This window comes from Streptomyces sp. NPDC006739, from assembly GCF_042869815.1.
In the GTDB taxonomy this organism is placed as follows: Bacteria; Actinomycetota; Actinomycetes; order Streptomycetales; family Streptomycetaceae; genus Streptomyces.
This window is the reverse complement of record NZ_JBIAGM010000036.1, coordinates 47,697-62,444: the sequence shown is the minus strand read 5'-3', so window position 1 is coordinate 62,444 and position 14,748 is coordinate 47,697. Positions and strand designations below refer to the sequence as shown.

At 71.0% G+C, this 14,748-nt stretch carries 11 protein-coding genes and 1 pseudogene; 6 read left to right on the top strand and 6 right to left on the bottom strand.

The annotated features are described in order from the left end of the window. Window positions 1-1,344 precede the first annotated feature (1,344 nt). The 4 genes from ACFYMM_RS39710 (at window position 1,345) to ACFYMM_RS39695 (ending at window position 6,773) form a co-directional block, all read left to right on the top strand. Window positions 1,345-2,562, top strand: a complete 1,218-nt coding sequence (locus ACFYMM_RS39710) for an ice-binding family protein (RefSeq protein ID WP_388396465.1) — start codon at window positions 1,345-1,347, stop codon at window positions 2,560-2,562. Window positions 2,563-2,912: 350 nt separating this feature from the next. Further along, entirely contained in the window at window positions 2,913-3,464 is a 552-nt protein-coding gene (locus ACFYMM_RS39705; RefSeq protein ID WP_388396462.1) for a DUF5819 family protein, read from the top strand. 79 nt (window positions 3,465-3,543) lie between these two features. Continuing rightward, entirely contained in the window at window positions 3,544-4,599 is a 1,056-nt protein-coding gene (locus ACFYMM_RS39700; protein WP_388396473.1) for an HTTM domain-containing protein, read from the top strand. A gap of 308 nt (window positions 4,600-4,907) precedes the next feature. Continuing rightward, window positions 4,908-6,773, top strand: coding sequence for a glycoside hydrolase family 15 protein (locus ACFYMM_RS39695; RefSeq protein ID WP_388396460.1), 1,866 nt, complete (start codon window positions 4,908-4,910; stop codon window positions 6,771-6,773). Between the two features lie 9 nt (window positions 6,774-6,782). Here ACFYMM_RS39695 and ACFYMM_RS39690 read toward each other — a convergent pair whose 3' ends face one another. Together ACFYMM_RS39690 and ACFYMM_RS39685 are read right to left on the bottom strand one after the other, a co-directional pair. Then, window positions 6,783-7,622, bottom strand: a complete 840-nt coding sequence (locus tag ACFYMM_RS39690; RefSeq protein ID WP_388396457.1) for an SDR family oxidoreductase — start codon at window positions 7,620-7,622, stop codon at window positions 6,783-6,785. 325 nt (window positions 7,623-7,947) lie between these two features. Further along, window positions 7,948-8,247 (bottom strand): annotated as a pseudogene (locus tag ACFYMM_RS39685) (hypothetical protein); the annotation flags it as partial. Window positions 8,248-8,258: 11 nt separating this feature from the next. Here ACFYMM_RS39685 and ACFYMM_RS39680 point away from each other — a divergent pair. Next, window positions 8,259-8,570 carry a hypothetical protein gene (locus ACFYMM_RS39680; protein ID WP_388396456.1) on the top strand — a complete coding sequence of 104 codons (312 nt, stop codon included), beginning with the start codon at window positions 8,259-8,261 and terminating at the stop codon, window positions 8,568-8,570. A gap of 184 nt (window positions 8,571-8,754) precedes the next feature. Next, window positions 8,755-10,581, top strand: coding sequence for a phosphatidylglycerol lysyltransferase domain-containing protein (locus ACFYMM_RS39675; RefSeq protein WP_388396454.1), 1,827 nt, complete (start codon window positions 8,755-8,757; stop codon window positions 10,579-10,581). A 78-nt stretch (window positions 10,582-10,659) separates the two neighbouring features. Here the strand turns inward: ACFYMM_RS39675 and ACFYMM_RS39670 are convergent, their stop codons facing one another. From ACFYMM_RS39670 to ACFYMM_RS39655, 4 genes are all read right to left on the bottom strand, one after another. Then, the gene (locus ACFYMM_RS39670; RefSeq protein ID WP_388396452.1) at window positions 10,660-12,093 is read right to left on the bottom strand and encodes an ATP-binding protein; all 1,434 of its coding nucleotides are present in this window, start codon (window positions 12,091-12,093) and stop codon (window positions 10,660-10,662) included. Then, window positions 12,094-12,825: a response regulator transcription factor gene (locus ACFYMM_RS39665; RefSeq protein ID WP_388396470.1), complete on the bottom strand. Its 732-nt coding sequence runs from the start codon at window positions 12,823-12,825 to the stop codon at window positions 12,094-12,096. 181 nt (window positions 12,826-13,006) lie between these two features. After that, window positions 13,007-13,639: a CE1759 family FMN reductase gene (locus tag ACFYMM_RS39660; RefSeq protein WP_388396449.1), complete on the bottom strand. Its 633-nt coding sequence runs from the start codon at window positions 13,637-13,639 to the stop codon at window positions 13,007-13,009. Continuing rightward, window positions 13,636-14,727, bottom strand: coding sequence for an LLM class flavin-dependent oxidoreductase (locus tag ACFYMM_RS39655; RefSeq protein WP_388396446.1), 1,092 nt, complete (start codon window positions 14,725-14,727; stop codon window positions 13,636-13,638). Before ACFYMM_RS39655 ends, ACFYMM_RS39660 begins: the two co-directional genes overlap by 4 nt. Between the last annotated feature and the right edge of the window lie 21 nt (window positions 14,728-14,748).

The window sequence follows — 14,748 nt, the reverse complement described above, 5'->3', positions numbered from 1 at the left end:
GGTCCTGAAAATGGGTCGGCGGAGCACGTGACGCCAAGGGGAGCGAGCACTCTGTGATGTGCTCGTGGCCCGTCGCGAGGAGCGCGATTCACCGGGACCGGGCACCGAAGGCCGTGACGACCTGAGGACCGGCCGTGTCTCCAGCATCACGTCGGGGACCACCGCATGAGTCGAGTCGCCCGCCCGGAAGCTCCGCCGTCAGGTCGCGGGAAGCGGGGCGCCAGGCACCGTCGATCAGGGCCGAGGCGGCCTCGGTGGCTGTCGGCACGAGCCGGAGGGGCACCGGAGAAGAGGTCCGCTCCTCGACCGCGGGCGTCGACAGAATGGTCGCGGTCATAATGCGGGCCCAACCCCGGGCCGGTCACGGCCGGCCCGGTTGTTGTGAATCGCCGAGAACGACCCGGCGTGGAAGCCGGTGTTCGAAATGCTCTCGGTAATCACCACGGTACTCCTCGCCGACGTCCGACGGACCGATGCGGAGCGACGGGCTGAGCGGGACACCAGGCCCTGGGCGTCCGCCGCCGCGGTCAGCGGAGGATGCGCGCACGGGAGGCCCGGGCAACCGCACGGCGGCCAGGGTCAGGTCGGCCAGGAGGAGCACGATGAGCACGGTGCCGGTGATCGGCAGATGGCCGGGCCCCGCGCCGTCGCGCCGATGAGTCCCGGCACGACAGCCACGAGGAGGGTGCCGCTCGGACACGGCCTGATCATCCCGTCAGCCGCGCTTCTCCTCCTCGGCGCCTCCGTGCACCGAATGCCCCGGGAAACAGGTGCAGGCTGTGGGCAAATCCTCCGGGTGACGTGCGGGATTCGTTTGCCTTCCTCGGTCGCACGCAAAGCCTTCGTGAGCTTGTCGCGGTACGCCGTCCGCTCCGTCGTTTGATACGACTAATACTCCGGAGAGAATCGCGGATTTGCTCGTCCACTCAACACGCCGGTGAGATTTCGGGTGTCGAACGGAGGCGGTGTCGACTCAGGGTATACGGGTCGGTGATTTTCATTGCCGCCCGGGATGACCTGGGCAGTGACGTCACCATGTGACCCGTCCCAACCGAGCAGGGACGACCATTCGGCCCATTAATAATCCTTCGAGCACCTGTGATCGGCTCGCCAGGTTATGCGAAATCACTCGCATGAACCGCGATTCCCGCACGCCCCTCAGTAATATGCCATCGACAGATTCAGGTGATTCTGCGCGACCGGGAATCGCCAAAACGTCTCCATCCCCTCACAGGAGTTGGCCCTTCGATGACGCTCAATATCCCTGTGACGCCCGCTCGGCGCACTTTGTCGGTATGGACCGCGGCGGTACTTGCCGTGGTGATCTCCGCTGTCGTAGTCGCCGTGACGCCGACACAGGCAAGTGCCCTCGCCACCTTTGTAGACCTGGGCAGGGCGGACAGCTTCGCGGTACTGGCCGGTTCGGCAACCACCAACACCGGCCCCTCGGTGATCACCGGAGATGTCGGAGTGTCTCCGGGCACCTCCATCAGCGGATACGGGCCACCCGCCGTGGTCAACGGGACCCAGCACTCTGCGGACACTGTGGCGCAGGACGCCCAGACCGACCTGATCACGGCGTACAACGACGCCGCCGGACAGCCCTCCGACGGGGCGCTTCCCCCGGACGCCGGTGGCCTGACGCTTGTTCCGGGCGTCTACACCGCCTCCTCCACTCTCGGACTCACCGGCACCCTCACCCTGGATGCCCAGGGGAACCCCAACGCCGTCTGGGTGTTCCAGATCGGTTCGGGCCTGACGACGGCGTCCAGCAGCCGCGTATCCCTCATCAACGGCGCCTCGCCGTGCAACGTGTTCTGGAAGATCGGCAGTTCGGCCACCCTCGGCACCAGCACCGCCTTCGTGGGCAACATCCTGGCCATGACCTCGATCACCGCCACCACGAGCGCGACCATCGAGGGACGGGCGCTGGCCCGTAACGGTGCCGTGACGCTGGACACCAACACGATCACTCGGCCGCAGTGCGCGACTGGCACCACGGGTGGCACCACGACGGCCGGCACCACCGGTGCCACGACCGCCGGAACCACCGGCTCCACCACCGCCGGCACCACCGGTGCCACAACGGCCGGAACCACCGGCTCCACCACCGCCGGCACCACCGGTGCCACAACGGCCGGAACCACCGGCTCCACCACCGCCGGAACCACCGGCTCCACCACCGCCGGCACCACCGGCTCCACCACCGCCGGCACTACCGGTGCCACAACCGCCGGCACCACCGGCTCCACCACCGCCGGCACTACCGGTGCCACAACGGCCGGAACCACCGGCTCCACCACCGCCGGAACCACCGGCTCCACCACCGCCGGCACCACCGGAGGCACCACCGGCTCCACCACCGCCGGAACCACCGGAGGCACCACCGGAGGCACCACCGCCGGCACCACCGGAGGCACCACCGGTGGGAACGGCCATGGCTGCAAGCCCGAACACAACGGGTATGGCGACGAGTACGGCAACGGGTACGGCGACAAGCCCGGCAACGGGTACGGCGACAAGCCCGGCCAGGACGACAGCTACGGCTGTGACCCCGCCTAGCATGCGCGGCCCACTCCAGCGGGGTGACTGCTCGCAGGCAGCCACTCACGTGAGCGAGTAGGACGGGTGGCGTGCGGCGCGGATCGTCATCGATTCCGCGCCGCACGCCGTCGGCGGAAGCTCAGGAGAACCAGGTGAGAGAAGTCGGGACGGAAGGACCGGGTGGGGCCGTGCGGGGTGGCGTTGCATCCGCAGATGCAGACGAGTCGGACCAGGTCGGCGCTGGGCCAACCACACAGAAGAGGGGCGGGGTGCCGACTGCGTTCGCAGTGCCTTCAAAGCCGCCCGTCGCCCTGACGGCCGGAGTACAAGTCGCCGTGGTCCTGTGCCTGGCAGCGGCCCTGGCACATGTGCTCCTGGTATTCCTGCAGGTGGCACCGCCGAATCCCATCTCCCGGCAGTACAGCCGGCAGGTCAACGCCTGGATCTTCCCTTTGTTCGAGCAGAACTGGCGGCTCTTCGCCCCGGACCCGGAGTCGGTCAACCGGCAGATCTCGGCGAGGACCATGCACACCGCCTCGGACGGCACCGCCGAAGTCAGCGGCTGGACCGACCTGACCGCCGTCGACACGGCCGCAGTGGAACACGACCCCTTCCCGAGCCACACAGCACAGAACATGCTGCGCCGGGCCTGGACTTCCTACCTCGAAACACACGGCGGTGACGACCATCCGCGCTCGCAACGCGCTCTGATGATCCAGCAATACCTGCGCAACATCGCAGCGGATCGCCTCGCCTCGAATCGCCACGGCGCATTCGAGGCCATCCAGCTGCGGGTGATCACCCTGCCCATCGCCGCGCCGCCCGCAGCGGGCGGCCCCGGTCCCGGCACGGCCGCACCACGGCCCGCCGACACCCGTTACCTGCCCTGGTGGAAGGTGGCCCGCCATGCAACAGGCTGAGCAGACGCCGGCCCCGGCAACCACGCCGACGCGACCCGGACACGGCACCGAACGGGCGAGCACGCACACGCCGCAGCGCATGCCGGGCCGTATCGCCACGCTCCTCGCCCTCCTGCTGGAACAGCCGATCTCCCTGTACGCTGCGGCGGTTCTGCGCATCGGGTACGGGTTCCTCTACTTCGCCTTCCTGCTGCGCGAGTTTCCTCACCGCGACGAGATCTGGGGTCCCGGCTCACCGTGGACGCCGACACTGGCCAGGCAGCTCTTCGACCAGACCGGGTGGGCCAGCATCCTCACCCTGTCCGACGGCCGGGCCTACTTCGAGGTCTGCTACGCGGCAGCCATCGTCATCTCCGCACTGTTCATGCTGGGCTGGCGGACCAGAGCGGTGTCCGCGCTCTTCGCGGTCGTGGTGAGCTCGTTCCACGCCAGGGCGATCTTCATGACGGACGGAGGGGACAACCTCATCCTCCTCATGGCCCTCTACCTCGTCGTCACCGCATGCGGCCGACGCTGGTCCCTGGACGCGCGCAGGGCCCGGCTGCGAGCATCCGCCGGCAAAACAGTCCGGCTTCCGCTGGACCAGGCATCCGGCGAGTTGCGACGCCACCTCCGTGACGCGCGCCTGACAGTGATCACCGTGCTGCACAACTGCGGCATGCTCGTCATCGCCGCCCAGGTCTGCTTCCTCTACGGGTCCGCGGGCCTGTACAAGGTGCAGGGCGCCTCCTGGGGCAACGGCACCGCCCTCCATTACGCCCTGAATCTCGACCTGTTCAAGCCCTGGCCCGGGCTCTCCGCCATGGCGGACGAACACGAGGTACTGATCGCCGTCGCCTGCTACCTGACGGTGCTGTTGCAGGTGGCCTTTCCGTTCGTCCTGTTCGGCAGGCTCAAGTACCCCGTCCTGACGATGCTGCTGGGCATGCACATGGGTATCGCGGTGTTCCTGGGCCTGCCGCTCTTCTCCGGCGCGATGATCGTCGCGGACGCCGTGTTCCTCCCGGACCGCTTCTACCGGTATCTCGGACAACTGTGCCGGGGAACCACCCGTCGGACGGGCGTCCGAGAGGCGGGGACCCGGCCCCCCGGAGAGGCTGCGCTGGTGCCTCCGCAGTCCGAACCCGTGGCCTGAGGCCGACACCTGGTACGCGGGCCTTACTGCTCGGCGAGCGGCTGTTTTCAGACGCGACGTACAGATTTCTGCTGATGAGTTGCAACTACAAGTAGATGGCGGGGGCGGACGTTGCCGAACGCGTAGTAGGGAGGCCGCCCAGCAACGGAGAGGAGAAGTCCAGCAGTGCGCCGATGTTTCGCACAACGCCGCAGAGCCACAGCGTCCTAGCACCCCTGCCCCCGCCCCCGCGGCCGGCTCGGCGCGCCGAAGGGACGGTGCCCGGTCTACGCTGATCGGGGGGCACAACCGGGCGGAAGGGCGGCCCCGTGGACGACTATCCCCTGATCGAGAACCACGGCCTCCTGGGCGATCTGCAGACCGCGGCGCTGGTGACCACGGACGGGACGGTCGACTGGTTCTGCTCCCCGCGGTTCGACTCGCCCAGCGTGTTCGGCGCGCTCCTGGACAAGGACAAGGGCGGTCACTGCACGGTCCGCCCGGCGCACGCGACGTACGCGACCAAGCAGCTCTACCTTCCGGACACGGCGATCCTGGTGACCCGCTTCATGACCGAGGCGGGCGCGGGTGAGGTGCTCGACTTCATGCCCGTCACCGGTACGACGGTCACACCGCGCCACCGGCTGGTCCGGCTGATCCGCTGTGTGCGCGGCACCATGACGTTCGAGGTCGAGATCGCCCCCCGGTTCGACTACGGGCGCCGGCCGCACCGGCTGCACATCACCCGGCACGGCGCGGTCTTCGCGGCGGCGGACGGCATGGAACTCACCGTGCACCCGGTCCGCGAACCGGAGGACGAGCGGCTGCTGGACGTGCTCACGGATCGGGACGCCGACCTGCACTTCTCGATGGCCCTGCGGGCCGGCCAGCAGCGCGGGCTGGTCCTGGAGACGGGGGCCGAGGGGCCGCCCGCGGAGGTCCGCCGCGCGGAACACCAGCGGCTGTTCGACGACACCGTGGAGTTCTGGCGCTCCTGGCTGCGCCGGTCGCGCTACACGGGGCGCTGGCGGGAGGTGGTGGAGCGCTCGGCGATCACGCTGAAACTGATGACCTTCGCCCCCAGCGGTGCCGTGGTCGCCGCCCCGACGGCGGCGCTGCCGGAACAGCTGGGCGGCGAGCGCAACTGGGACTACCGGTTCACCTGGATCCGGGACGCCGCCTTCTCCGTGTACGCCCTGCTGGGGCTGGGCTTCACCGACGAGGCCTGGGCGTTCATCCGGTGGCTGAGCGACCGGGTCAGGGAGCGGGCCGGCCGCGGCGGCGACTCGGGGCCGCTGAACGTCATGTACAAGGTCGACGGCTCCTCCGACCTGGACGAGCAGATCCTCGACCACTGGGAGGGCTACGCGGCCTCCGCGCCGGTGCGGATCGGCAACGGCGCGGCCACCCAGCTCCAGCTGGACATCTACGGCGAGGCACTGGACAGCATCTACTTCGCGCACCGGCACGGCATCCAGGTCGGACACCGGGGCTGGACCGCCCTGCTGACGAACCTGGACTGGCTGACCGACCACTGGGACCAGACCGAGGAGGGCCTGTGGGAGACCCGCGGCGGCCGGCAGGACTTCACCTACGGCCGGGTGATGTCGTGGGTGGCGTTCGACCGCGCGCTGCGCCTGGCCGAGTCGAACGGCTGGCCGTCCGGGGCCGCGCGCTGGCACGGCGCCCGGGACACCGTCTACGAGCAGGTCATGGCCAAGGGGTGGAGCGAGGGGCGGCAGGCCTTCGTCCAGCACTACGGCAGTGACGTACTGGACTCCTCGCTGCTGCGCATGGCGACGGTCGGGTTCCTCACCCCCGGCGACCCGATGTGGGCGTCGACGCTCGACGCCATGGAGGAGGAACTGGTCAGCGACAGCCTGGTCTACCGCTACAACCCGGAGGCGTCACCGGACGGCCTGCGCGGCTCGGAGGGCACGTTCTCGCTGTGCACGTTCATGTACGTCGACGCCCTGGCGCGCGCGGGCCGGACCGACAAGGCGCGGCTGGTGTTCGAGAAGATGATGGGGTACGCCAACCACCTGGGCCTGTACTCGGAGGAGATCGACCTGACGGGCCGCCAACTGGGCAACTTCCCGCAGGCGTTCACCCACCTCGCGCTCATCGACGGCGCCCTCACCCTGAACGCGGCCCTCGACGGACGGCAGCCCGCCCCGAGAGCCGTCCACCTGTGAGGACCGGACTCAGCCGCCGGTGGCGAAGCCCGGGAAGAGGGTCATCCCGCCGTCCACGTAGAGGGTCGTGCCCACGACGTAGTCCATGAGGTCGGAGGCGAGACCGACAGCCGCGTGGGCGATGTCCCGGGGGTCGCCGACGCGCCCGTAGGGGATCAGCCGCAGGAGGTCCTTCTCGGCATCGGGGGTGTCCCAGGCGTCGCGGTTGATGGGGGTCTTGACGGCTCCCGGGGCGATCGCGTTGACGCGGATCCTCTTCGGGGCGAGTTCCTGGGCCAGCGTCTCCATCATCATCTGGATGCCGCCCTTGGAAGCGGCGTAGTTGACGTGCCCCGCCCACGGGATGATCTGGTGGACCGAACTCATGCAGATGATCTTCCCGGCGGCGCTCGACACCTCGGGGACGACCCCGCGCCGCAGGAACTCCTTCGTCGCCTCGCGGGCGCACAGGAACTGTCCGGTGAGGTTGACGTCCAGGACCTTGCGCCACTGGGCGAGCGTCATCTCGGTGAAGGCGGCGTCCCGCTGCAGTCCGGCGTTGGCGACCAGGATGTCGATCGTGCCGAACTCCTCGACCATCCGCTCCGTCATCGCGACGACCTGGTCCTCCTCGGAGACGTCCGCCTCGTAGGCCGCCGCCCGCACCCCGAGGGCGGTGATCTCCTCGACCACCTTCTCGGCCTCGTCGCGGCCGGCCACGTAGTTCACGACCACGTCCGCGCCGGCCTGGCCCAGGGCGATGGCCGTCGCCCTGCCGATACCCGAGTTGGCACCGGTGACCAGCGCCTTCTGGCCCTTGAGCAGGTGGCCGGGGATCACGCCCTCAGGGGCGCCCACGGGGGAACTCACGATGGTCTTCTCCTCCACTGCGGGACCGGGCCGGCCGGGCCGCCGCCCGGGGGTGCAGGTGCCACACCATCACCCTCGGCGAGCGGCGGCACCTCGCGCACCGCCCGCTTGCGCTGCCCGGCTGAGGGCCTTCGCCCGGTTGGACGCGGGATCGGTCCCCACGCCGGTTCCCACGGCCGGGGCGTCCATCCGGCCGCCCCGACGGTTGGAGGCATGACCTGCGTCACATCCCTGTCGTCGCCGGAAGCACGGCGGCCCGGCCCGGCGCCTCGGGCGACACGGCCGTCATCTCGGCGCAGGCCGCGCCGTCACCCGTGAGGGCCATGACGGGGACGCCGAGGGCCGCGGCCGTCGCACCGGCGAGACCGATCTCACCGACCGGGCGGCCGCCGAGGCGCCCCGAACCACCGTTTTCACGCCCCCGGCCGTCATCGACCGCCCCCGCTCGCAGTACCGCCCGCAGTCCCGCCCACCAGGCTGTACGTCCTCGGCGCCGACGAGTCCGGTGACGTCCTCCAGGTCCGCGCTCAGGCCATGTCCGCACCGCCCGAGGTTCTCGGGGTGGCGGACGATCGACCCTACGTACTGTAGGTTCCCAACCGCCAGAGGACTCACGTCGGTTCATCGGGGGGACACATGCAGGACCCGGACACCCAGGAGGTGCCGCTACCGAGGGTGCCGTGCGCGCGCACTCTGGCCCCCACCCTGACCCTGCTGGTCGTGAGCCTGGCCATCGCCGCCGTCGGCGTGTACGAGCTGTGCGGCTTCGGGCTGCACAGCCTGGACCGGCGCCCGCACCTGTTCAGCGACGGCCTGGCCACGGGCGGTGTGATCGTCGCCGCGGTGGCGGCCGGCGCGGCGGTGGGTAACCTGGCGTGGCTACTGGCGGCGGCACGCCGGGGCGAGGCCAGAGCAACCGCGACGGCCGGAGCGACGTCTAGCGACTAGCAAGGGTGTCGGCCGTACACGGGTACGGCACGTACCCCTGCGCGCGCCCCGTCCTGCGAGCCCCTTGATTCCGGCTCCCCGACAAGGCACGATCCGCCCGTCCTTCCCTTACGTTTACCCTACAGACTGTAGGGTGCTGCACTGTCCTGTACCTCCCGCTCCGTCCCCAAGGTGACCAGTCACCATGCCCCCACAGCAGTCGGCCCAGACCTCCGCCCAGGTCCCCGCTCAGCGCGCCTCGCAGCGCACCCCCTCGGCCCGCGGCGGCCGGCTCCGGACCAGGGCCGCCGCCACCACCGTCTGGTACCTGCGGCTGATCGCCGTGCTCAACGTGGTCGCGGTCGTGTCGTTGCCGTTCCGCCAAGAGGTCAACGAGCACAACACCGGCCGGATCACCCTCCACCCGCGCTACGCGCACCACTCCGGCCAGTTCTTCACCCCGTACCTGGCCACCGCCGGTCTGGTCTCCGCCGCCCTGGCGATCTTCTTCGCGCTGGTGATGCGGCGCCGGAAGCGGGCCGCCTGGGTGGCCAACCTGCTGCTCGCCGGCCCGCTCTTCGCGCTCTACGTCCTCGCCCTCACCCAGCACGAGTACCGCACGCACCTCTTCAACTGGGTCTCCGCCGGACTGACCGGCCTCTTCGTGGCCGCGCTGCTGATCGGCCGGCGTGAGTTCAACGCCGTCGGCGACCCGTCCAACCCCAAGCTCGCGCTGGCCGTCGGCGCCGGCGGCGTCGTGGTCGCCGGCGGCCTCGGCACCCTGCTGGTGGACGCCACCAACAAGCTGCCCGGCGCCACCCTGCCCGACGAGATCGCCTACACCCTGCTGCGCGGCATCAGCGTCGGCCCGCTCGCCGACCACGTCGACGCCGTGCACGCGCCCCGCTGGGTCGACATCCTCCTCAACATCGCGCTCGCGGCGGCCTTCTGCCTCGTCCTGTACGCCTGCTTCCGCTCCCCGCGCGGCCGTCGGCTGCTGAGCGCCGATGACGAGGAGCGGCTGCGTGCCCTGCTGGACAAGCACGGCGCCCGGGACTCCCTCGGCTACTTCGCCCTGCGCCGCGACAAGGGCGTCATCTTCTCGCCGAGCGGCAAGGCGGCCATCACCTACCGTGTCATCGGCGCCGTGAGCCTCGCCTCAGGCGACCCGATCGGCGACCCGGAGGCCTGGCCCGGCGCCATCGACGCCTGGCTCGCCGAGGCCCGCCGGCACGCGTGGACGCCCGCCGTGATGGGCGCCAGCGAGGAGGCCGGCACGGTGTACGCCCGGCACGGTCTGGACGCCCTGGAACTGGGCGACGAGGCGATCGTGGACATCGGCGACTTCACCCTGGACGGCCGCGCGATGCGCGTGGTCCGCCAGGCCCACAACCGGGTCCGCCGGGCCGGTTACACGGTCCGCATCCGCCGCCACGAGGACATCCCCGCGGACGAGATGGCCCTGCTCATCGACCGTGCCGACCACTGGCGCGACGGGACCACCGAACGCGGTTTCTCGATGGCCCTGGGCCGCCTCGGCGACCCGGCGGACGGCCGCTGCGTGATGCTGGAGTGCCGGGACGCGGAGGACGTGCCGCGCGCCCTGCTGAGCTTCGTCCCGTGGGGCGAGCACGGTCTCTCCCTGGACCTGATGCGCCGGGACCGGGACTGCGAGAACGGCCTGATGGAGTACATGGTCGTGGAACTCCTGCTGCAGGCCAAGGACCTGGGCATCCGCCGGGTCTCCCTCAACTTCGCGATGTTCCGCTCGGTCTTCGAACGCGGTTCCCGGCTCGGCGCCGGCCCCGTCCTGCGCCTGTGGCGCTCGGTCCTGACCTTCTTCTCCCGCTGGTGGCAGATCGAGTCCCTGTACCGGGCGAACGCGAAGTACCGCCCGGTGTGGGAGCCGCGCTTCCTGCTCTTCGCGAAGAGCAGCGACATACCGCGCATCGGGCTGGCGAGCGCCCGGGCAGAGGGCTTCCTCACCCTGCCGACGCTGCTGGCGGGCCGTTCGGCTCCCCCGCCCCCCTGACCCACCCCATGACACGCCCCGAGGCCTCACCCGCCGGCTCCACGCCGGTCCGGTGAGGCCTCGGGGCGTGTTTCGGGCTCAGCCTCCCGTTCGGGCCGTGCCGTCCCCGCCGACCGTGAAGCCGATCACCGCGCCGCCGCCTTCGCGGCGGAAGGCGAACGGGGCGCCGCCGTGCGCCATGGCCACCTCGCGCACGATGGACAGGCCGAGGCCGGAGCCGGGCAGGGAACGGGCGTCGGCGGCGCGGTAGAAGCGGTCGAAGATGCGGATCAGGTCGCCGTCGGCGATGCCGGGGCCCCGGTCGAGGACCTCGACGCGGACCGTGCCCGACCGGGCCGGGCCGGTGACGTTGACCTCGATGGGCCCCCTGCCGCCCCGGTCGAACTTGGCGGCGTTCTCGACCAGGTTGGAGACGGCCCGCTGGAGCATGCCCGGGCGGCCCTCGGTGGCCGTGTTGCCGCTCGTCCTGAGGACGATGTCCCGTCCGGTACGGCGGCGGGCCAGGCCCACCACCTCCTCCGCGATGTCGGCGAGGTCGACGCGCTGCGGGGGCTCGGTGTCGGACTGCCCGGCGGCCAGGTCGACCAGCTCGTTGACCAGGTCGGTCAGCTCGCGCGCCTCCTGGCCGAGGTCGGCGACGAGTTCCTCGCGGGTGGCGGGCGGCAGCTCGTCGATCCGGCGCAGCAGCGAGATGTTCGTCCGCAGCGAGGTCAGCGGAGTGCGCAGTTCGTGGCCGGCGTCCTGGACCAGGCGCCGCTGGTCCTCCTCCGACTGGGCGAGGCGGCCCAGCATCCGGTCGAAGGCGCGGCCCAGCCGGCCCACCTCGTCGAGGCCGGCGACGGGCACCTCGATGCCCAGCCGCCGGGTACGGGCGACGTCCTCGGCGGCCGAGGTCAGGACCACCAGGCGCCGGGTGATCCGGCGGGCCAGCCACCAGCCGAACAGCCCGGCCGCCACCACCACCGCCGACATCAGCGCGAGGGTCCGCCGCTGGAGCGTCCGCAGCAGGTCCTCGGTGTCGCTGAACTCCTGTGCCACCTGCACCGCGCCCCGCCCCCCGCCGAGCGCCACGGTGGCGATGCGGAAGAGGTCGCCGCCGACCGGTACGTCCTTGTGCTCGACCAGCTTCCCGGCCTTCCGGGCGCGCGCGGTGGCCCGGTCCCGGGCGGTGACGGGCAGCACCGGGCTGCCGTGGTCGGTGATCTCGCCCTGCGCGCCGAGCACCTGGACGTCGGTGCGGGCGGGCCGTACCAGGTCATGGCCGGGGCGGGAGGAGGAGAAGTCGTCCGGCACCATCTCGTGCTGCCGCACCTCGCTCTGCACGTCCTGCACCACCTGCGTGAACACCGACTGCTGGTCGACCCGGACCAGGCGTGCGGCGGCGCTGTACGACAGGATGCCGACGAGGATCGTGACGGCGGCGGTGACGGCGGCGAAGGACACCGCGAAGGTGGTGCGCAGCGACACCAGCTTGGGCCGGCGCCGGGCCAGCAGCCGCCCGAGACGGCCCACTCAGTCCTCCCGCAGCACGTAACCCACGCCTCGGACGGTGTGGATCAGCTGCGGGGCGCCGGGCTCGTCGAGCTTGCGGCGCAGGTAGCCGACGTAGACGGCGAGGTTCTTGGAGCCGGGGCCGAAGTCGTAGCCCCAGATGCGGTCGTAGATGGTGGAGTGGTCGAGGACGATCCCGGCGTTGCGGACCAGCAGTTCCAGCAGCTCGAACTCGGTGCGGGTCAGTTCCAGCTCGCGTTCGCCGCGCCAGGCCCGGCGGGCCTGCAGGTCCATGCGCAGCCCGGCGGCCTCCACCTGGCGGTCGGAGATCTGCGGCTCCCCCTTGCCCGGCTCGGCGCCGCCCCCGCCCCCGCCGCCGGGGGCGCCCGCGGTGACCGGGCTGGTGCGGCGCAGCAGGGCGCGCAGCCGGGCGAAGACCTCCTCGACGTCGAAGGGCTTGACGACGTAGTCGTCGGCGCCCGCGTCCAGGCCGGCGATCCGGTCGGCGGTCTCCACCAGGGCGGTCAGCATCAGGATCGGCGTGCGGTCACCCTCGGCCCGCAGCACCCGGCACACCTGGAGCCCGTCGATGCCGGGCATCATCACGTCCAGCAGCAGGATGTCCGGCGGCGTCTTGTGGGCCTGCGCCAGCGCCTCCACGCCGTCGGCGACCGCGGTCACCGCGTAGCCCTCCAGGCTCAGGGCCCGCTCCAGGGCATGACGGATGGCGCGGTCGTCTTCGGCGAGCAGCACAGTCTGGGGCACGCCCCCAGTCTGCCAATGCCTGCGCTGGTTCGGCCGGGACGAGTGGACCTACGATCACCCTTTTTACCTGCCTCTCACCGTCACACAGGCAACCGGGAACGGGGCCCTACCGTCTTCTCACCGTCTGCGGTCGGCCCCTGCTCGGGCCGCCCCGCGCCACCCGTCCGGGTCAGCCGCGCAGCGCCGCCAGCTGTGCCTCGAACGGCACGACGGTCAGCTCGTCCGAGGCCGCGGCGGGGGTGCGGGCCGTCGCCGGCAGGACCGTCCCCGGCAGTGCCTTCATCAGCGCCGCCAGTTCCCCCGCGGCCCGCTCGATCCGCTCGGCCAGCCCCTGGGCGCCCCAGTCCTCGGAGGCCGCGTACACCCCCGTGGGCACGATCACGGCCCGCAGGTGGGCGAAGAGCGGGCGCAGGGCGTGCTCCAGCACCAGCGAGTGCCGGGCCGTGCCCCCGGTCGCCGCGATCAGGACCGGCTTTCCCGCCAGGGCGTCCTCGTCACCCGCGCTCAGCACGTCGAAGAACGACTTGAACAGCCCGCTGTACGACGCCGAGAACACGGGCGTGACGACGATCAGCCCGTCGGCCGCCTTGACCGAGTCGATCGCGGCGGACAGCGCGCGCCCGGGGAACCCGTTGGTGAAGTTGTGCGCGATCTCCACGGCGAGGTCGCGCAGTTCCACGACCTCGGCCTGCGCCCCGGCCCCGCCCGGGGCGGGCCGGCCGGCCGCGGCGGCCAGCCGGTCGCCCAGCAGCCGGGTGGACGACGGGACGCTCAGCCCCGCCGAGACGACGACGAGTTTCATACGGCGGCCTCCTTCTTCTCGGCCGTGGCCAGCAGGGACGCGTGGGTCGGCGCCTCCGGTACACCGTCCGGGCGCCCCTTCGCGAACTCCGCGCGCAGCACGGGTACGACCTCCTCGCCCAGCAGGTCGAGCTGCTCCAGCACCGTCTTCAGCGGCAGCCCGGCATGGTCCAGCAGGAACAGCTGGCGCTGGTAGTCACCGGCGTACTCCCGGAAGGCCAGCGTCTTCTCGATCACCTGCTGCGGGGAGCCGACGGTCAGCGGGGTCTGCTCGGTGAACTCCTCCAGCGAGGGCCCGTGGCCGTACACCGGCGCGACGTCGAAGTACGGGCGGAACTCGCGCACCGCGTCCTGCGAGTTGCGCCGCATGAACACCTGGCCGCCGAGGCCCACGATCGCCTGCTCGGGCGTGCCGTGCCCGTAGTGGGCGTACCGGCTCCGGTACAGCTCGACCATCCGCTTGGTGTGGTCGGCCGGCCAGAAGATGTTGTTGTGGAAGAAGCCGTCGCCGTAGTACGCGGCCTGCTCGGCGATCTCGGGCGAGCGGATCGAGCCGTGCCAGACGAACGGCGGTACGCCGTCCAGCGGACGGGGCGTCGAGGTGAAGCCCTGCAGCGGCGTACGGAACTTGCCCTCCCAGTTCACCACGTCCTCGCGCCACAGCCGGCGCAGCAGGGCGTAGTTCTCGATGGCGAGATTGATGCCCTCGCGGATGTCCTGGCCGAACCACGGATACACCGGTCCGGTGTTGCCGCGGCCCATCATCAGGTCCACCCGGCCGTCGGCCAGGTGCTGGAGCATCGCGAAGTCCTCGGCGATCTTCACCGGGTCGTTGGTGGTGATCAGGGTGGTGGAGGTGGAGAGGATCAGCTTCTCCGTCCGCGCGGCTACGTAGCCGAGCATCGTCGTCGGTGAGGACGGCACGAACGGCGGGTTGTGGTGCTCGCCGGTCGCGAAGACGTCGAGCCCGACCTCCTCGGCCTTCAGCGCGATGGCGACCATGGCCTTGATGCGCTCGCGCTCGGTCGGCGTACGGCCCGTGGTCGGGTCCGGAGTGACGTCGCCGACGCTGAAGATCCCGAACTGCATGGTCGCTCAACCTCCAAGTTG